Below are 18303 nucleotides of genomic sequence, written 5' to 3'. Positions count from 1 at the left end.
GTGGGCCGGTGCTCCGGCGATGTCAGCCGGCCAGCTGCCGGCGTGCGTCGGCGAGTCGGGAGAGGACGGTCGAGTCGATGACGTCGGGACCGGACTGCACGCGCAGGCCTCCCACGACGTCGGGGTCCACCACGACGTTGACCTGGACGGCTCGCCCGAGGGCGCGTCCGAGCAGGTCCGCCAGACGAGCCGTCTGCGTCGGGGTGAGCGGCGAGGCCGCCACGACGGTGGCGACCTCCATGCTGCGCAGCTCGGCGATCACGTCACCGACGTGGTTCAGGGTCGTGACGTAGCGACGCCCACGGGGGGCGACCGCTGCGCGGCGCGCCACCGCCAGGGTGATCGGGTCACTCTGCTGACCGAGCAGACGCTCGACGAGCTCGCCACGCGCCTGCGCGGGGTACGCGTCGTCCAGGAGGTAGCGACGCACCTCGCGCTGGCCGGCCAGCGCACGGGTGATGGAGAACAGCTCGGCCTCCACCCGCTCGAGCGTCCCGGCGCTCTGCGCGGACGACAGCAGCCCCAGGAACCCGAGCCGCTCTGCCGCGTGCGCGAGGTCGGCGTCCGCCGACCAGCGCGACCCCACGAGCATCTGGGCGATCTCGACGGTGCGCGGGTCAGCGCCGTCGAGCAGACGCGTGACCAGGCCGCTCTTCGCCTCGGGCGAGAGCGACGGGTCGGCCAGCGTGCGGCTCAGCGACCCCGACCCGTCGAGCGCGTCGACGAGCGCGAACAGCTCGTCGCCGATCGTGCGTGCCGTGCCGCCGGCAGCGCGGAGGACCGGTGCGAACCGGTTCTCCGCCGCCTGCAGCGAGGCGCGACTCGTCCCGCGCATCAGTTCCCCTTGCCTGCGCTCGTGGTGGTGCTGGCCTCGAGGTCGTCGAGGAAGCGGTCGACGACGCGCGAGCGTCGCGCCTCGTCCTCGAGCGACTCGCCCACGATCTTCGATGCGAGCTGCGTCGCGAGCGTGCCCACGTCGGCGCGCAGGGACACGGCCGCCTGCTGGCGCTCCGCGTCGATCTGGCGCTGGGCCGTCTCCGCGATGCGAGCAGCCTCCTCCTGCGCACGTGCCCGCGACTCGGCGAGGATCTGCCCGCCCTCGGCACGCGCGTCCTCACGGATGCGCGCCGCCTCGGCACGGGCGTCGGCCAGCAGCTGCTGGTACTCCGCCAGCTGCGCGGCCGCCTCGGCCTGGGCCGTCTCCGCCAGGGCGAGACCACCCTCGATCTTCTGCGTGCGCTCGTCCAGCACCGCCTGGAACTTCGGCAGCACGTACTTGTAGAACGCCACCGCGATGACCACGAGCACGATCGTCGACCAGAGCAGGTCGTATTCGGCCGGGAGGAGCAGCTGGATGCCCTCGACCTCTTCGCCCGCGGCCGTCACGACGGCCGCGGAGACCGCGGCGCCGCTCACTGGAAGAGGAACCCGGTGATGAGGCCGAGGAGGCCCAGGACCTCGACGAACCCGATACCGATGAACATGGTGGTGCGGAGCTGGCCGGCGACCTCGGGCTGGCGTGCGATGCCCTCGACGGTCTTGCCGATGAGGATGCCCAGACCGATACCCGGGCCGAGCACCGCGAGGCCGTAGCCGACGGTCGCGATGTTCCCGGAGACGGCGTCAGCGGCGGCGAGGATCATGCTGGTGTCTGCCACGGTGGCTCGTTCCTTCCGTTGGGTCCCCGGCCGGTCGGCCGGGGTCTCGTGCTCAGGTGCGGGGCCGAAGTCCCGCGGGGTGTGTGGTCAGTGCTCGTCGGAGATCGACTGGCTGATGTAGACGGCCGCGAGGACGACGAAGATGTAGGCCTGCAGCGCTGCGACGAAGACCTCGAACAGCGTGATCGCGAACCCGCCGAGCAGGCTCGGCACCGCGAAGACGCTCATGCCCGACATCGAGCGGACGAAGAAGTCCGTCGCGGCGAAGCAGAGCACGAGCATCAGGTGCCCGGCGACCATGTTCGCCATGAGTCGCACGGCCAGCGTCACGGGGCGCAGGATGAAGACGGTGAGGAACTCGACCGGCGTCAGCAGCACGTAGAGGAACGGCGGCACTCCCGGCGGGAACAGGCTCGCCTTGAGGAAGCCCCCCAGCCCGTGCGCGCGCACGCCGGCGCCGAGGTACATGACGTAGACCCACAGTGCGAGCATCACCGGCAGGCCGATGAGCGAGGAGCCGGCGATGTTGAGGCCGGGGATGATGCCCGTGATGTTGAACGCGAGGATCGCGAAGAAGATCGTCGTGAGCAGCGCGACGTACTTGTGCGCCTTCTCCTTGCCGATGATGTCCTCGGCGACGTTGACGCGCACGAAGTCGAGCAGCAGCTCGACGACGTTCTGACCGCGGCTCGGGACCAGCTTCGCCTTGCGGGCGGCGATCACCATGACGACCACGAGAGCGACCGTCGCGATCACCCGGACGAGCTGCATCCGGTTGAACTCGAAAGGGGTGTCCTCGAAGAGGAACGGTGCCGGGAAGAAGTCGGCGATCGTGGGGGTGTGGAAGCCGCTGTCGTCCGCGGCGAGCGGCAGGATCGTCGCGATGCTGGACAGTGCGGTCTCCTGTGGTCGTGATGTCCGGTGCCGCCTCGTCGCGGGCACACCGGCAGCACCTAGCCGTCGTGGATGGGGGCAAGCCTAACCCATGGGTGACCTAGGTCCGGCCCGACGGGGCTCGCGATGTGGTGACGCGGATCACCGTCCGGTGGCGCCGGGCTCGACGTACGGCACCCGGCCGTTGTTCACCGCCCGGAAGTCCAGCACGGCCGACCCCACGACCCCCAGCGCGAGCACCGCGGCGAGGACCCCCCGGGAGTAGAAGTCGAGGTCACGCAGCAGCGCGAGGACGATCACCACGACCAGGACCTTCGCGAGCCAGGTGCCCATCACGACGGCCGCCATCGTGTGCGGAGGCGAGTGCAACGTGCGCAGCATCGCGACCACGGTCGTCCCGGAGAACACCAGCGCGAGGCCCACGCCGATGAGGGCTCCCCAGACGCCCGGCAGCCCGGCGACGAGGGCTCCGATGCCGATCCCGAGCACCGCCAGGGCCCCGAGCAGGACGGCGGTGTCGCGCAGTGCGCGACGGAACACCGCCGCGGTCGCGTCGGGCGCTGCGGCGCCGGCAGCCGGATCGGGGGCGGGGTCCGTCGTCATGGGGTGGCCTCCACGGGTTTGGGGGTGCGCCCGCGAAGCGGGCCGAGGGTCAGTGCGGTCGCGACGAGCAGGCCGACGCCGGTGGCGACGAGGACCGTCGTGGTCGACAGGACGGCGAGCGCCGCGACGCCGAACGCCAGGACCGCCGTCCACACGTACATGATGACCACGGCACGGCGGTGGCTGTGACCGAGCGCCAGCAGCCGGTGGTGCAGGTGCAGGCGGTCCGCGTGGAAAGGGCTCTTGCCCGTCAGCAGCCGCCGCACGATCGCCATGCCCATGTCCAGCAGCGGGAGCACCAGGACGGCGACGGGAAGCAGGATCGGCACGTACGCCGGGAAGCGCACGCGCTCGACGACGGCCTGGTAGTCGATCTGCCCGGTCACGACGATCGCCGCCGCCGCCATGACGAACCCCAGGAGCATCGAGCCCGAGTCGCCCATGAAGATGCGCGCCGGATAGAGGTTGTGCGGCAGGAACCCCACGCACGTCCCCACCATCACCCCGACGACCAGGGTGGCCAGGTTGGAGTAGTCGTTGGCGCTCGTGTCGACGGTGAGCAGGTACGCGTACAGGAAGAAGGCGGCCCCCCCGATCGCGAGGACGCCGGCGGCCAGCCCGTCGAGCCCGTCGACGAAGTTCACCGCGTTCATCGCCACCACGACGGACACCACCGTGACGAAGACGGCCGTGCGCGACGAGCCGCCGAGCACACCGCCGATGGGCAGCTGGTACAGCAGCACGCCCTGCCACGCGAGGAACCCCGCCGCGAGCACCTGCCCCATGAGCTTGGTGAGCCAGTCGAGGTCCCAGATGTCGTCGGCGACGCCGAGCGCGCACACCAGCGCCGCACCCCCGACGATGCCGAAGATGGGCCGCGGGTTGGCGTAGACCGGTGCGAGGAACGGCAGCTGGGATGCCATCAGGAGCGCCACGAGCAGGCCGGCGAACATCGCCATGCCGCCGAGGCGCGGCGTCGGGACGGCGTGGACGTCGCGCTCGCGCACCGCCGTGATGGCGCCCCACCGCAGCGCGCACCACCGCGCCAGCGGCGTCGTCAGGTAGGTGACGACCGCTGCGATGACGGCGACGAGAAGGTAGGTCCTCACGGCGCAGGGGCCTCCGGACGGCTCTCGTCGGGAGCCGGCGCGGGCGAAGGCGCGGGTGGCGCCATGACCGGTGCCACGGCCGCGAGCGCCGCGAGGTCGACCGCACCCAGGCGCACGACGCGCAGCGCCGGCCCCGTGGCGTCGACGATGGTCGAGGCGACGCCCCCGGGTGCGGCACCCGCGTCGAGGAGCACCGCGACACGGTCGCCGAGCTGGTCGTACGCCTCGGTCGCCGTCGTCGCGGCAGGCCGGCCGGTGAGGTTGGCGCTCGACACCGCGAGGGGGCCGGTGCGCCGCAGCAGCGCGAGGGCGGCGGGGTGGTCCGGCATGCGCAGCGCGACGGTGCCGTGGGTCTCCCCCAGGTCCCACGCGAGCGACGGCTGAGCCCGCAGGATCACCGTGAGCCCGCCGGGCCAGAACGCCTCGGCCAGCGCGCGCACGGTGTCCGGCACGTCGGTGGCGAGCCCGTCGAGCGTGCGGACGTCGGGGATGAGGACGGGGGGTGGCATCTGTCGCCCACGCCCCTTCGCGTCGAGGAGTCGCTGCACGGCGCGTGGGTCGAAGGCGTCGGCACCGATCCCGTAGACCGTGTCGGTGGGCAGCACGACCAGCTCGCCACGACCGACGGCATTGACCGCCTCGTCGATCGCGGGGCCCCAGGTCGCGGGGTCGGTCGCGTCCTTGATCCGGATGAGGCTCACGCGGGCGAGTCTCCCACGACCCCCGGTGCGACCCGCCGTGCCACGAGGGTGCGGGGGCGGCCCGTCAGGTCGGTCACGGTGCGCACGTCGACGAACGCGCCGGTCGCGGCGGCTGCGGCGCGCGCGGTGGCGTCCTGCACCTCTGCGTGCTCCATCACCAGCAGGCCGCCGGGCACGAGCAGGCGCGCGGCCGCGGCGATGACCGCGCGCGGCACGTCGAGACCGTCGGCCCCGCCGCCGTACAGCGCGACGTCCGGGTCGTGGTCACGGACCTCGGGGTCGAGGGGCACCGCGTCCGGCGGGATGTACGGCGGGTTCGACACCACGACGTCGACGGTGCCGTCGAGCTCCGCGAGGAGCGCGGGGTCGCGGACGTCGCCCTGCACCACCCGCAGGTCGGGCCCGGCGACGGCCGCCGCGTTGGCGCGGGCCAGCCCGACCGCCGCGTCGGACAGGTCGACGGCCACGACGCGGCTCGCGGGCACCTCGGTGTCCACCGACGCGGCGATCGCGCCCGTGCCGGTGCACAGGTCGACGACGAGCGGCCGCCGACCGGAGGCGGCGAGGGCCGCGGCCTCGTCGATCGCCAGCTGCGCGACCGTCTCGGTCTCGGGACGCGGCACGAACACGCCGGGCTCCACGCGCAGGGTGAGGAACCGGAAGACCGTGTGCCCGACGATGTGCTGGAGCGGCTCGCGTCGTCGGCGCCGCTCGACCAGCCCCGCGTACGCTGCCGCGAATCCCTCGGGCAGCGGCGGCGGCAGGACCAGCTCGACGCGGGCGAGCCCCAGCGCGTGCGCGGCGAGCGCGACCGCGTCGTGCCGCGGGGACGGGACCCCCGCCTCGGCCAGCACCGTCGCGGCCCCCTCGACGTACGCGCGCAGGCCCGGTCCGGTCTCGCGGGCGGTGGCGGGGCCGGTCACGCGGGGCCACCGCCGGCCGCGGCCAGCCGCGCCGCGTCGTCGGCCTCGACGGCCGACGCGATGACCGGGCCGAGGTCCCCGTCGAGCACCTGGTCGAGGTTGTACGCCTTGTAGCCGGTGCGGTGGTCGGCGATGCGGTTCTCCGGGAAGTTGTACGTCCGGATCCGCTCGGAACGGTCCACCGTGCGCACCTGCGAGCGGCGTGCCTCGCTCGCGGCGGCGGCGGCCTCCTCCTGGCGGGCGGCGAGCAACCGGGCCCGCAGCACGCGCATCGCCTGCTCGCGGTTCTGCAACTGCGACTTCTCGTTCTGCATCGACACCACGATGCCGGTCGGCACGTGCGTGATCCGCACCGCCGAGTCGGTCGTGTTGACGGACTGTCCGCCCGGCCCGGACGAGCGGTAGACGTCGATGCGCAGGTCGTTCTGGTCGATCTCGACGTCGCCGTCGTCGTCGGCCTCGGGGAACACCATGACCCCGGCCGCCGACGTGTGGATCCGGCCCTGCGACTCGGTGACGGGCACGCGCTGCACGCGGTGCACGCCGCCCTCGTACTTCAGGTGCGCCCAGACCCCGTCCTCGGGCGGGCCGGCGGTGCGGGCCTTGACGGCGACCTGCGCGTCCTTGACGCCGCCGAGGTCGGAGGGCGTCGCGTCGAGGACCTGCACGCTCCACCCCTGCCGCTCGGCGTACCGCGTGTACATGCGCAGGAGGTCGCCCGCGAACAGTGCGGACTCCTCGCCGCCCTCCCCTGCCTTGATCTCGAGGATCACGTCGCGGGCGTCGTCCGGGTCGCGCGGGACCAGCACGCGGTGCAGCCGTTCGGCAGCGGTGGCGGCGGCCTCCTGGAGCGCGGGCACCTCGACGGCGAAGGCCTCGTCCTCGGCCGCCAGCTCCGTGGCGGCCTGCGCGTCCTCCGCGGCCGCACGCCACTGGCGGTAGGCCTGCACGACGCGCCCGAGCTCGGCGTAGCGCCTCCCCAGCCGACGTGCCCGCGCGGGGTCCGCGTGGACGGCGGGGTCGGAGAGGTCGCGCTCGATCTCCGCATGCTCCACGAGCATGGCCTCAACCGCGTCGAGCTGCTCCACGTGCTGTCCTCCCACTGGTCACCGACCCGTGCGACCGACGGCCGCACACAGCGACAGCGCCGGTGCGCGGGCGGACACGACCATGGAGGGCCGTCGTCCGCCGGGCGCACCGGCGCTGCGGAGGAGCTAGTCGGCGGCCGGGGCCGGGGCCGCTGCCTTCTTGCCGTAGCGGGCCTCGAACCGGGCCACGCGGCCGCCGGTGTCGAGGATCTTCTGCTTGCCGGTGTAGAACGGGTGGCAGGCGCTGCAGACGTCGGCGTGGATCTTGCCGCTCGTCACGGTCGAGCGCGTGACGAACGTGCTGCCGCAGGTGCACGTGACCTCGGTGACCACGTACTCCGGGTGGATGCCAGACTTCACGGGAGTTCTCCTTGGGTTTCGTCCCCGGGTCCGGACGCGCGTACCGCGCCGGTGAACCGCAGACCGACGGACCATTGTGCCAGAACCGTGGCGGGCCGAAAAACCTTCCCCGCGCTCAACGGCCGTCCGACGCGACGGCCCGCAGCGCCGCCACCCGCTCCTCGAGCGTGGCGCTCGGACGGACCCGGTCCGCGAGCCCCGGGACCTCGCCCTCCAGACGGTCCAGCTCGTCCTCCACCGCCGGGTCACGACCGGCCGCGAGCGCCGTCGGTACCCACGCGAGGACGACCTCGAGCAGCGTCATGAACCCCGCACCGCCCGCACGCAGCAGCGCGACCGCCTCGTCGTAGACCTCTTCCGCCTCGTCCTGGTCGGGCCCGAGGTGCAGGCAACGGGCAGCACGGGCGAGCGCGACGCCCGCGTCGACCAGCAGACCGTCGTCCCGGGCGAGGTCCGCCGCCGAGTGGTACTCCGCGGCGGCAGCGTCGAGGTCGCCCGCGGCCACGGCCGCGTCACCTCGCCGCATCGCGAGCACGTGCTCGGCCTCGGCAGCGGTGTCGGCGGCCGCGGCGGGCGAGGGCTCGGGCGCCGGCACGGCCCAGACCGGTTCCGACAGGTCCACCCTGCCGGGCACCGGCCGCATCGCGAGACACCGCGCGAGGAACCGGTGCCGCCCGTCGACGCCGTCCCGCGCGTCGAACCGGGCACCGAGCTCGCGCGCGGCGCCGACGACCCAGTCGTCGAGCTCTGCGACGTCGGTGACCGGCGCGACCGCGAGCCGCACCGGAGTCGCCGGGTCGCGCAGACGCAGGTTCGCCGTGAGCGCCGCCGCATAGTGCAGGTGGGCGAGCCGGACGCTGGGCCGCGCCGACACGAGCCGCTCCTGGGTCCGCCCCAGCAGCGCCAGCCCGTCGTCGAGGTGGCCCGCGCGCGTGTAGAAGAGCAGGTGCCGGGGCGAGCGCAGCTCGGTGCCCGCCGCCCGCGCCGCCGCGCGCGCACGGTGGTGCGCCCGAGCCGCGTCGTCGTACCTGCCCACGTCGAGGTAGGCCAGCTGCAGCGTCGCCAGGAGGTCGTCCGGCTGACCGCGGCAGGTGAGCCGGTACCCGACGACAGGCTCCGCCACGGCGATCGCCTCGACCGGCCGACCCGTCTCCCACAGGTGCCGAGCACGCCGCCCCGCCTCGTAGCACCCGCAGTCGGCCAGGTCGTCGCGAGGGCTGGCGCGCCACCGCTGGTACGCCTCCTCGGCACCCGGACGACCCGCGTGCCAGTCCCACAGGTACTCGATCAGCCGCACCGACGTCGCAGGTCGGCCCGACTCGGCGCACCGGCGCTCCATGTCACGCAGCACCTGCTCGATCTGCTCACGTGGCGAGGACGGCAGGTCGATCAGGTCGGCGGCCATCCACTTGTGCATCCAGAGCAGCTCGCGCCGGTCCTCGTCACGCAGGTGCTCCGGGTGGGCGTCCGCCCACCGCACAGCCCGCGTGAACTGCACGAACGCAAGCTCGAACGGATCGCGCAGGGCGAACGACTCGACCACGCCGGCGTACGCGGACGCGAGAGCCTCGGCCGGGCCCTCCGCCTCGAGCCGGGCGACGACCTCCTCGAGCGCGGCGGTCTGCGCGACGCCGTGCCGCTGTCGGCGCAGCGCCGCGATCTCGGCCAGTGCCTGCGCCACCCGGTCCGTCACGGCAGGCCGTCCTGCGGCCGGGACCCTGGTGCGAGACCCGCGCGGAGCAGCACCTCGAGCGACGCCGTCATGACCTCCGCGTCCCGCGCACGCAGCGGCTCCCCCGCCTGGAGCGTCGCCTGCACGTAGAGGGCACGCAGCCCGGCGTCCCGCACCGGTCCCCGTGGCACGTCGGCGAGCGCCAGCACGACGGCGTTGTCACCGTTGAGGACCAGCATCCGCTCGGCGGGCGGCGCCACGTCGTCGAGACTCTCGAGGACCTCGGCCCAGACGTCCTGTCGCTCCTCCACGAGCCGGCGTCGCAACCGCTCGAACCGCGCATCGGCGCCGTCGAGGAGCAGCGCCGGCAGGGAGGTGGGCCCGAACGTCCGCAGCAGCGGCGCGCACTCCAGGGGCGCGAGCACGCGTTCGGCGTCCTGCTCGACGCCCGACCACCACACCAGCAGCTCGGGCGGCGGCGGCGACAGCACACCCTGCACGTCGTCACGACCGAGCACCTGCACGTCCCACCCCGGTCGCGCCGCCAGCCGCGCCAGGACGTCCGCGTCGTAGACGTACCCCGCGTTGACGACGGCGAGCCCCTCCGCACGCGCCACTGCGGCGACCCGGCGGTACTCCTGGAGCGTGGGCGCGTACAGCACGCGGCCGTGCGTGGCACGCACCTCCTCGAGCGTGCTCGTGCCGTCCGTCGTCTCGTACGGCAGCACGTGCGCGACCAGCTCGAGCATCTCCTGGTCGCTGGTGGCCAGGGCGCGCAGCGCGAGGTCGTGGGCGGCGACGAAGGCGTCGGTCAGCGGCGACCAGGACCGCAGGGTCTGCAGCGTCCACTCCCGGACCGCCGCACCGAGCGCCTCGCGGGTGGCCATGAGGACCTCGTTCTCGTAGAGCGCCTCACGCGAGGCCGTGGGCCGCAGCGCGCGGGCGTCGACGACGCACCGCACGAAGACCGCCCAGTCGGGCAGCAGCCCGTCGACGCGCGACCCCAGCAGCATCCGCTTGAGGTAGACGCGGTGCCGGACGGAGGTGCCCTGCGCGACCGGCACCGGCATGACGAAGGCGACGCCCTCGACCCCGGCGAGCGGTACCTGCAGGTCGATGTGCGCGAGGGGACGCAGCCCGAAGACGCGTTCGCAGTAGTCGGCGAGCGCCCGGGTGCGGGACGCCTCGTCGCCGGACGTGCGCCACGGCAGGTGCCGCGCGCTCGTGCGCCGCCATGCCGTCGGGCGGGCGGCGGCCGTGCCGTCGGGCGGTCGCGGCCCCGGCGGCTCGAGCACCACCTCGACGGCGACGTCGACGGGCAGCAGACCCCCGTACTCCTCGGCGAGCGCCACCACCGAGCCCTCCGTGAACCAGTGGTCCGCGTCCGCGCGGGGGCGCAGCCGCACGGTCGTCCCCGGTGCGACGTCGTCGTGGCACGGCGCGACGGAGAACCGCCCGTCGTCGAAGCCGCGCCAGCGGACCGCCGGTGCCTGCGGGTCGACCGCCGACCGGGAGACGACGTCGATCTCCTCGGCCACCATGAAGGCCGCCAGCAGACCGATGCCGAACTGGCCGAGGAACTCCGGGCGGCCGGAGCCGAGGTGCTCGTCGCGCTTCGACGAGCGCCCGATCGTCGCCAGCAGGTCGCACGCCTCGTCCACGGTGAGCCCGATGCCGGTGTCGACGACCTCGAGCCCGCCGTCCTCGAGCGGGCGCACACGCACCGTGGCGGGCGCTCCCGGGTCCACGGCACGCCGCGCGGTGATCGCGTCGACGGCGTTCTGCAGCAGCTCGCGCAGGTAGAGGTGCGGGCCGGAGTAGAGGTGCCGGGCCAGCAGGTCGACGACGCCGCGCAGGTCCACCTGAAAGGCGCGGTCGACCTCGGTCGCGCTCATGTCGTCGCCTCCGGAGGGCGGTGATGCCGTGCTGAGCACATGGCCGTGCGTCCCCTTCGCCCGAGATGTCCGGTCGGAGCATAGAGGCTCGGGGCGACGGCGGGCAGGGTCCGTCCTCCTCCTGCGGGCGCAGGACGACCGGTCAGGGCAGGACGACCGGCTTGACGGTGCGACCGTGGAGCATGTCGTCGAACGCCCGGTCGAGGTCCGTCAGCGCGTAGCGACGCACGAGCCGGTCGAGGGGCAGCGTGCCGTCCTCGACGAGCGCGACGATCTGCGGCAGCAGGCGGCGGGGGTCGGCGTCGCCCATGGTCACGCCCCGGAGCACCTTGCCCCCCAGCAGGGGCTGGATGTCGACGGGGATCTCCGTGCCGGGCGGCGGAGCGCCGCACACCACCAGCTCGCCGCGCAGCGCCAGCGCGTCGAGCGCCGTCCGCGCGACCTTCGGGTCACCCGTGGTGTCGAACGCCCCGGTCAGGCCGCGCCCCCCGGTGATCTCGGCGAGCCGCTCACGGAGGTCGTCCACGCCGCCGGGCAGCGCATGCGTCGCCCCGAGCTCGAGGGCCAGCTCGAGGCGGGCGGGCACCAGGTCGACCGCGACGAGCACCTCCGGCTCCCGCACCGCCGCCGCGACGACGGCCGACAGCCCGACCGCACCGGTGCCCAGGACCGCCAGCCGCGCGCCCGGCTGCGGGTCGAGCACGTTCCACACCGACCCGAAGCCGGTCATCACGCCGCAGCCGAGCGGAGCCAGCAGCGTCAGGTCCACGCCCGGGCCGACGACCACGACCTGCCGCGCCGCCACGACGACGTGCCCCGCGAACGACGACTGCCCGAAGAAGTGGGCACCGAGCGGCGCCCCGTCGGCGCGCAGCGGGCTCGTCCCGTCGGGACGCGCGCCCCCCAGCAGGTTGCGCGTGAGCCACGTCGCGCAGTAGGCCGGGTGGTCGTCCAGGCACGCGGCGCAGTCCCCGCACGACGAGAAGCTGACGAGGACCTGGTCGCCCGGCCGCACGTCGGTCACGCGGCTCCCCACCCTCTCCACGACGCCCGCCCCCTCGTGCCCGAGCACCCCGGGGAGCGGGAACGGGACGCCGCCGGCCCACACCCCGACGTCGGTGTGGCAGACCCCCGTGGCGACGACGCGCACGAGGACCTCGTCGTCGCGCGGCGCGGCGAGGTCGACCTCCCGGACCTCGAACGCCCCGCGAGGGCTCGTCAGGACCGCCGCGCGCGTGCGGACGGGTGCAGCGGAGTCCCGCTCCCCCGCCGCGTCGTGACCAGGTGTCGCCGTCGTCGTCATGGCAGTCCTCTCGCCGTGCCGACGGTCGCCGGCGGGCCGGAGCGGCGACCGTCGGGGGTGGCGCCGCGGACGGGCGTGGGGGTGCCTGCGATCGTAGGGAGGCCGACGACCCCCGGGCAAGGAGCCCGGACGCCCTCGACGAGGGCATCAGGTGCCGGTGGGCCCGCTGACGCGCCGACAGCACCGAACGCCGACGGCCCCGTCCCCGCCAGACGGGTACGGGGCCGTCGAGGCGTCCGGTCGGGTCAGACGACCTTGCCGACGCCGTCCTCGAGGCCGGGAGCGTTGTGCCCCGGCGTCGTCTTCTGCACCTGCAGCAGGAACTCCACGTTCGACTTGGTCTCGCGCAGCTTGCCCAGCAGCAGCTCGATGGCCTGCTGCTGGTCGAGGCCGCCGAGCACGCGACGCAGCTTGTAGACGATCTTCAGCTCGTCGTTGCTCATGAGGACCTCCTCGCGGCGGGTGCCGGACGCGTTGACGTCCACCGCCGGGAAGATGCGCTTGTCCGCGAGCGAGCGCGACAGGCGCAGCTCCATGTTCCCGGTGCCCTTGAACTCCTCGAAGATGACCTCGTCCATCTTCGATCCCGTCTCGACCAGGGCCGAGGCGAGGATCGTCAGGGAGCCGCCGTTCTCGATGTTGCGCGCGGCGCCGAAGAAGCGCTTGGGCGGGTAGAGCGCCGAGGCGTCCACACCACCGGACAGGATCCGGCCCGAGGCCGGCGCCGCGAGGTTGTAGGCCCGCGACAGCCGGGTGAGCGAGTCGAGCAGCACGACGACGTCCTGACCGAGCTCGACCAGGCGCTTGGCCCGCTCGATCGCGAGCTCCGCGACGATCGTGTGGTCGGACGCGGGGCGGTCGAAGGTCGAGGCGATGACCTCGCCCTTCACGGTCCGCTCCATGTCCGTGACCTCTTCGGGCCGCTCGTCGACGAGCACGACCATGAGGTGGACCTCAGGGTTGTTCGTCGTGATCGCGTTGGCGATCTGCTGCATGATGATCGTCTTGCCCGCCTTGGGCGGCGCGACGATGAGGCCGCGCTGGCCCTTGCCGATGGGCGCGACGATGTCGATCACGCGCGGCGTGAGGCGACCGGGCTCGGTCTCGAGGCGCAACCGGTCCTGCGGGTACAGCGGCGTCAGCTTGGCGAAGTCGGGACGCTCGCGCGCCTCGTCCGGCGGCAACCCGTTGACGGTGTCGAGCCGGACCAGCGCGTTGAACTTGTTGGGGCGGTTGCCCGCGGCGGGCGTCTGCTCGCCCTCACGGGGCTGGCGGACGGCGCCGGTGATCGCGTCACCGCGACGCAGGCCGTTCTTCTTGACCTGGTTGAGCGACACGTAGACGTCGTTCGGTCCCGGCAGGTACCCCGTGGTCCGCACGAAGGCGTACGAGTCGAGCACGTCGAGGATGCCGGCGACGGGGAGCAGGATGTCGTCCTCGGTCACCTCGACCTCGTCGAGGCCCGCGAGGTCGCCCTGCCCGGTGCGGGTGCGCCCGCGCTTGCGGTCACGGTCCCGGTCGCGGAAGCGGTCGCGCGAGCGGCGGCGACGGCCGCCCCGCTCGTCGTCGTCCAGCCGGTCGTTGGCGCCCTGCGCCGCAGGACCCGCCTGGCCGGCCGGCCGGTTCTCGCCCTGCGGGCGCTCGCCGCCCTGGCGCTCCGCCTGCTGGCGGTCGCCCTGCTGGCGGTCGCCCTGCTGGCGGTCGCCCTGCTGGCGGTCGCCCTGCTGGCGGTCGCCCTGGCGTGCGCCCCGCTGACGGTCGTCGTCCTGCCGCTCGCCGGGCTCGTCGACCGGCTGCGCGACCTCGGGCGCCGCGGGCGCGCCGGCACCACGGCCTGCACGGCGGGAGCGACGCTCCCCCGTGACGGTGCCGACGGCCTCCGCGGCACGCGCGGCGCGGTCGTCGCGCTGCTCGGGGGGTGCGAGGCGCGCGTCCAGCGCGGCCTCGAGACCCGCGAGCGCCTCGCGGCCGCCCGTACGCTGCCGGCTGCGCGCCGGACGCTCCGTGGGGGCGTCCTCGACGGGCGCGGTCGTCGCGGGGTGCTCCTCCACGACGGCCTGCGCACGACGCGTGGTCGCGCGCGCCTCGAGCGCCTGCGGGCGCTCACCGGAGCGCGCGTCGGAGATCGCCTGCACCAGGTCGCCCTTGCGCATCTTGCTCGTGCCCTTGACGCCGAGCTGCGAGGCGAGCGCCTGCAGCTCGGGGAGTCGCATCGCGGAGATGCTGCCCGAGCCCGAGCCGCCCGTGGTTGCCGTGGCGGCGTCGATGGTGTCTGTCACGAAGGATCCTTCCCCCTCGTCGGGGCCCACCCGGTCCGCCCGGGCGGGGGCCTGCGGCCGCTCGGCATGACCAGGCGGAGTGGTGCCACGCGCGTCGCGTACGACGACGTCTGCAAGCGCTGGCGGGGTGTTCCCCTCGTCGTCGACTCGGGTGACCGTCCGGCAGGATCCAGGAGGTGGTCGGGGAGCCGGGGACCGTGATGGGGTCCACCGGCGGATCACAGTCGGATCCGCAGGGGGCCGGAGGACGAGGTCCGGGGAACGCGGCCCAGCCTAGCATTGCGGCATCCGCCCTCATGGTGCCTTGCGGGGGTTCACCCGCCGGCACCCGTCACCCGACGGGGACGGCTCAGTCGAGCATCGCCGTGACCGACCCGCCCGCGGTGTCCACCGGCAGCGGCAGCACCCGCCACCCGGCCATGACGCCCCCGAACGCCTCGGCGATCGCCTCGTCCGCGTCGCTGCCACCACCGGGAAGCCGGCGCGCCAGCACGAGCACGGTCGGGCCGGCGCCCGACACGACGGCCGCGACGCCACGGGCGCGCAGGGCCTCGACGAGCGCGAGCGAGGCCGGCATGACCTCGCGGCGGTACCCCTGGTGCAGCCGGTCGCCCGTCGCGGCCAGGAGCAGGTCGGGTCGACGACCGAGCGCCTCGACGAGCAGAGCGGCGCGGCCCGCCTGCCACGCTGCGTCGGCGTGCGGCACCTGGTCGGGCAGCACGCCCCGGGCGGCGCGCGTCGAGAGGTGACCCGGCGGGACGATGGCGACGGGCTGGAGGTCGCCGTGCACGGCGAGCCTCACGGCGCGCACCGGGCCGGGGCCGTGTGCCCCCGCCGGGGCCGCGGGCGCGGCGCCCGGGTCCTCGGTCCACGCGACGGTCAACCCGCCGAGCAGTGCCGGGGCGGCGTTGTCCGGGTGCCCCTCGAGCTGCGTCGCGAGCGCGAGCGCCACGTCGTCGTCGAGCGCCTCGGGCTCGGCCACCAGGCCCCGTGCGGCCAGGATCCCGGCGACGACCGCAGCGGCCGACGACCCCAGGCCCCGTCCGTGCGGCACCCGGTTGTGACACACCAGGTGCAGCCCGGTCTGCGGCGCACCGACGTGGTCGAGCGCGACGCGCAGCGCACGCACCACCAGGTGCGTCTCGTCGTCGGGGACGGCCCCGGCACCCTCGCCCTGCACCTCGACGCGCACGTCGGCGGTGCCGAGCGCACGCACCTCGAGCTCGTCGTGCAGGCCCAGGGCCAGGCCGAGAGCGTCGAAGCCGGGGCCGAGGTTGGCGGACGTCGCCGGGACGCGGACCCGGACGTGCGCGGCGTGCAGACGCACGTCTCAGCCCAGGCCGAGCGCGTGAGCGATGGACACCACGTCGGTCGACAGGCGCTGCGGCTGCACCTCGCTGCCGTCCGCCGTGCGCAGCGCCCACTGCGGGTCCTTCAGGCCGTGACCCGTCACCGTCACGACGATCCGCGCGCCCGCGGGCACCAGGCCGCGCTCGGCCCGCGACAGCAGGCCGGCGACACCCGCCGCCGACGCGGGCTCGACGAAGACCCCGACCTCGGCGGACAGCACGCGGTGCGCGGCGAGGATCTGCTCGTCGGTCACCGACTCGATGACGCCGCCGGAGACGTCCCGCGCCTCCTCCGCCTGCTGCCAGGAGGCGGGGTTGCCGATGCGGATGGCGGTCGCGATGGTCTCGGGGGCGTCCACCGGGTAGCCGAGCACGATGGGCGCGGCGCCTGCGGCCTGGAAGCCCCACATCACCGGCGTGTGCGTGGCCAGGGCGGGCACGCCCTCGCCTGCGTCGAGGCCCGCGTACTCGCGGTAGCCCTTCCAGTACGCCGTGATGTTGCCCGCGTTGCCGACGGGCAGGCAGTGGATGTCGGGAGCGTCACCGAGCGCGTCGACGATCTCGAACGCCGCGGTCTTCTGGCCCTCGATCCGGTCGGGGTTGACCGAGTTCACCAGCTCGACGGGGTACGCCTCGGCGAGCTTGCGTGCCGCGATCAGGCAGTCGTCGAAGTTGCCGTCGACCTGCAGCAGGCGCGCGCCGTGCGCGATCGCCTGGCTGAGCTTGCCCATCGCGATCTTGCCGTCCGGCACGAGCACCGCGCAGACCATGCCGGCGCGGGTGGCGTAGGCGGCGGCCGAGGCGGACGTGTTGCCCGTCGACGCGCACACCACGGCCTTCGCGCCGCGCGCGGCGGCCGCGGAGATCGCCGTCGTCATCCCGCGGTCCTTGAAGGACGCGGTCGGGTTCATCCCCTCGACCTTGACGTGCACGTCGGCGCCCGTGCGCTGCGACAGCACGGGGGCGTGCACGAGCGGCGTGCCGCCCTCCCCCAGCGTGACGACGCGCTCGGTGACGTGGGCGGGCAGACGGTCGGCATACTCGGCGATGACGCCGCGCCACTGGTGAGCCATGGGGGTGGGGTTCCTCGCGTGGGTGGGGTTGGGGTTCAGAGCACCGGCAGCACGGACACGACGCCGCGCACGACGTCGAGCGCGGCGACCGCGTCCACCGTCGCACGCACGGCACGCTCGGGAGCGGTGTGGGTGGTGATGACGAGGGTGGCCGACACGTCGTCGCCCGTGCCCTGCAGGGTCTGGCGCACGGACTCGATCGACACGCCCTGCGCGGCCAGCTCGGCCGCCACGCGTGCCAGGACGCCCGGACGGTCGTCGACCTCGAGGCGCACCTGGTAGCGCGAGCGTGCCTCGCCGCCGTCGAGGACGGGCAGGTCCGCGTGGGACGACTCGACGGGACCCCTGCCGCCCAGCACGCGGTGACGCGCCACCGAGACCAGGTCGCCGAGGACGGCCGACGCCGTCGGCGCCCCGCCCGCGCCGCGCCCGTAGAACATGAGCTCGCCGGCGGCCTCCGCCTCGACGAACACCGCGTTGAAGGCGCCACGCACCCCCGCGAGCGGGTGGTCGGACGGCACCAGCGTGGGCTGGACGCGCACGAGCACGCCCTCGCTGCCGTCCGCCGCGCGGGCGCGCTCCGCGACCGCGAGGAGCTTGAGCACGTGCCCCGTGCGCTCGGCCCAGGTGACGTCGTCTGCGGTGAGCGCCGTGATGCCGACCCGGTCGACGTCGTCCAGGGCGACGCGCGTGTGGAACGCGAGCGACGCGAGGATCGCGGCCTTCGCCGCGGCGTCGTAGCCCTCGACGTCGGCCGTGGGGTCCGCCTCGGCGTAGCCCAGGACCTGGGCCTCCTTGACGGCCTGGGCGAGCCCGAGGCCCTCGGTGGTCATCGAGTCCAGCACGTAGTTGGTCGTGCCGTTGACGATGCCGAGCACGCGCTGCACGGTGTCACCCGCGAGCGACTCCCGGACCGGACGCACGATGGGGATCGCACCGGCGACGGCGGCCTCGAAGTAGAGGTCGACACCGGCCGCGTCGGCCGCGTCGTACAGCGCCGGGCCGTCCTGGGCCAGCAGCGCCTTGTTCGCCGTGACGACCGACGCACCGTGCTCGATCGCCCGCAGCACCAGTGTGCGGGCCGGCTCGATGCCCCCCATGAGCTCGACGACCGCGTCCGCGCGGGCGACGAGCGACTCGGCGTCCGTCGTGAGCAGCGCGCGGTCCACGACGGGGTCACGCTCGGCGTCCAGCGAGCGGACGGCCACCCCGACCAGCTCGAGCCGGGCACCGACGCGCGCGGCGAGCTCGTCGCTCTCCGTCACCAGGCGGCGCACGACCTCCGTCCCGACGACGCCGCAGCCGAGGACGGCGACGCGCAGGGGCGGGTGGGTGCCGGGGCTGAGGGCCACGCAGGTGCCTTCCGAGCGGGGCGGTCGACGGGGCCGCCGGGTGG

17 protein-coding genes are annotated in these 18303 nt (G+C 74.3%); all 17 read right to left on the bottom strand.

Annotation, left to right across the window (positions count from 1 at the left end; translation table 11 throughout):
• Positions 1–22: 22 nt before the first annotated feature.
• Complete coding sequence (locus NP048_RS05500; RefSeq protein ID WP_227578475.1) at positions 23–835, bottom strand: F0F1 ATP synthase subunit delta; 813 nt, start codon at positions 833–835, stop codon at positions 23–25.
• Positions 835–1416: a F0F1 ATP synthase subunit B gene (locus NP048_RS05495; RefSeq protein WP_227578474.1), complete on the bottom strand. Its 582-nt coding sequence runs from the start codon at positions 1414–1416 to the stop codon at positions 835–837. Before NP048_RS05495 ends, NP048_RS05500 begins: the two co-directional genes overlap by 1 nt.
• Positions 1413–1643 (bottom strand): ATP synthase F0 subunit C, encoded by a 231-nt coding sequence (gene atpE, locus NP048_RS05490; protein WP_043598826.1) that lies wholly within the window; start codon positions 1641–1643, stop codon positions 1413–1415. The genes NP048_RS05495 and atpE overlap by 4 nt, the downstream gene beginning before the upstream one ends.
• A 102-nt stretch (positions 1644–1745) precedes the next feature.
• Positions 1746–2531 carry a F0F1 ATP synthase subunit A gene (atpB, locus tag NP048_RS05485; RefSeq protein ID WP_255620466.1) on the bottom strand — a complete coding sequence of 262 codons (786 nt, stop codon included), beginning with the start codon at positions 2529–2531 and terminating at the stop codon, positions 1746–1748.
• A 162-nt stretch (positions 2532–2693) separates the two neighbouring features.
• Positions 2694–3155, bottom strand: coding sequence for a Cg1360 family ATP-synthase-associated protein (locus tag NP048_RS05480; RefSeq protein ID WP_227578472.1), 462 nt, complete (start codon positions 3153–3155; stop codon positions 2694–2696).
• A complete protein-coding gene (locus NP048_RS05475; protein ID WP_227578471.1) occupies positions 3152–4264 on the bottom strand; it encodes an MraY family glycosyltransferase in 1113 nt (370 codons plus the stop codon). Before NP048_RS05475 ends, NP048_RS05480 begins: the two co-directional genes overlap by 4 nt.
• Complete coding sequence (locus NP048_RS05470) at positions 4261–4965, bottom strand: L-threonylcarbamoyladenylate synthase (protein ID WP_227578470.1); 705 nt, start codon at positions 4963–4965, stop codon at positions 4261–4263. The genes NP048_RS05475 and NP048_RS05470 overlap by 4 nt, the downstream gene beginning before the upstream one ends.
• Positions 4962–5888, bottom strand: coding sequence for a peptide chain release factor N(5)-glutamine methyltransferase (gene prmC / locus NP048_RS05465; RefSeq protein ID WP_227578469.1), 927 nt, complete (start codon positions 5886–5888; stop codon positions 4962–4964). The genes NP048_RS05470 and prmC overlap by 4 nt, the downstream gene beginning before the upstream one ends.
• Positions 5885–6949, bottom strand: a complete 1065-nt coding sequence (gene prfA, locus NP048_RS05460) for a peptide chain release factor 1 (RefSeq protein WP_255620463.1) — start codon at positions 6947–6949, stop codon at positions 5885–5887. Before prfA ends, prmC begins: the two co-directional genes overlap by 4 nt.
• Positions 6950–7102: 153 nt before the next feature.
• Positions 7103–7336, bottom strand: coding sequence for a 50S ribosomal protein L31 (rpmE, locus tag NP048_RS05455; protein WP_227578467.1), 234 nt, complete (start codon positions 7334–7336; stop codon positions 7103–7105).
• Between the two features lie 115 nt (positions 7337–7451).
• Positions 7452–9029: a hypothetical protein gene (locus NP048_RS05450; protein WP_227578466.1), complete on the bottom strand. Its 1578-nt coding sequence runs from the start codon at positions 9027–9029 to the stop codon at positions 7452–7454.
• On the bottom strand, positions 9026–10903 hold the full coding sequence (locus tag NP048_RS05445) for an HSP90 family protein (protein WP_227578465.1): 1878 nt from the start codon (positions 10901–10903) through the stop codon (positions 9026–9028). The genes NP048_RS05450 and NP048_RS05445 overlap by 4 nt, the downstream gene beginning before the upstream one ends.
• Positions 10904–11045: 142 nt before the next feature.
• Positions 11046–12206 carry an NAD(P)-dependent alcohol dehydrogenase gene (locus NP048_RS05440; RefSeq protein ID WP_227578464.1) on the bottom strand — a complete coding sequence of 387 codons (1161 nt, stop codon included), beginning with the start codon at positions 12204–12206 and terminating at the stop codon, positions 11046–11048.
• A gap of 245 nt (positions 12207–12451) precedes the next feature.
• The gene (gene rho, locus NP048_RS05435; RefSeq protein ID WP_227578463.1) at positions 12452–14485 is read right to left on the bottom strand and encodes a transcription termination factor Rho; all 2034 of its coding nucleotides are present in this window, start codon (positions 14483–14485) and stop codon (positions 12452–12454) included.
• 349 nt (positions 14486–14834) lie between these two features.
• Entirely contained in the window at positions 14835–15812 is a 978-nt protein-coding gene (gene thrB / locus NP048_RS05430; protein ID WP_227578462.1) for a homoserine kinase, read from the bottom strand.
• Between the two features lie 3 nt (positions 15813–15815).
• Positions 15816–16907, bottom strand: a complete 1092-nt coding sequence (thrC, locus tag NP048_RS05425) for a threonine synthase (protein WP_227578461.1) — start codon at positions 16905–16907, stop codon at positions 15816–15818.
• A gap of 35 nt (positions 16908–16942) precedes the next feature.
• Entirely contained in the window at positions 16943–18259 is a 1317-nt protein-coding gene (locus NP048_RS05420; RefSeq protein WP_227578460.1) for a homoserine dehydrogenase, read from the bottom strand.
• Between the last annotated feature and the right edge of the window lie 44 nt (positions 18260–18303).

It is taken from the genome of Cellulomonas xiejunii, from assembly GCF_024508315.1.
Taxonomy (GTDB): domain Bacteria; phylum Actinomycetota; class Actinomycetes; order Actinomycetales; family Cellulomonadaceae; genus Cellulomonas; species Cellulomonas xiejunii.
The sequence above is the reverse complement of the archived record's forward strand: the minus strand, read 5'-3'. Positions and strand labels throughout refer to the sequence as shown.

Bases quoted from the DNA above. Each gene is read 5' to 3' on its own strand.
- NP048_RS05480 (WP_227578472.1), bottom strand. From the start codon at position 3,155: ATGACGACGGACCCCGCCCCCGATCCGGCTGCCGGCGCCGCAGCGCCC.
- atpE (WP_043598826.1), bottom strand. From the start codon at position 1,643: ATGATCCTCGCCGCCGCTGACGCCGTCTCCGGGAACATCGCGACCGTC.
- NP048_RS05445 (WP_227578465.1), bottom strand. From the start codon at position 10,903: ATGAGCGCGACCGAGGTCGACCGCGCCTTTCAGGTGGACCTGCGCGGC.
- NP048_RS05500 (WP_227578475.1), bottom strand. From the start codon at position 835: ATGCGCGGGACGAGTCGCGCCTCGCTGCAGGCGGCGGAGAACCGGTTC.
- NP048_RS05440 (WP_227578464.1), bottom strand. From the start codon at position 12,206: ATGACGACGACGGCGACACCTGGTCACGACGCGGCGGGGGAGCGGGAC.
- thrC (WP_227578461.1), bottom strand. From the start codon at position 16,907: ATGGCTCACCAGTGGCGCGGCGTCATCGCCGAGTATGCCGACCGTCTG.
- prfA (WP_255620463.1), bottom strand. From the start codon at position 6,949: ATGCTCGTGGAGCATGCGGAGATCGAGCGCGACCTCTCCGACCCCGCC.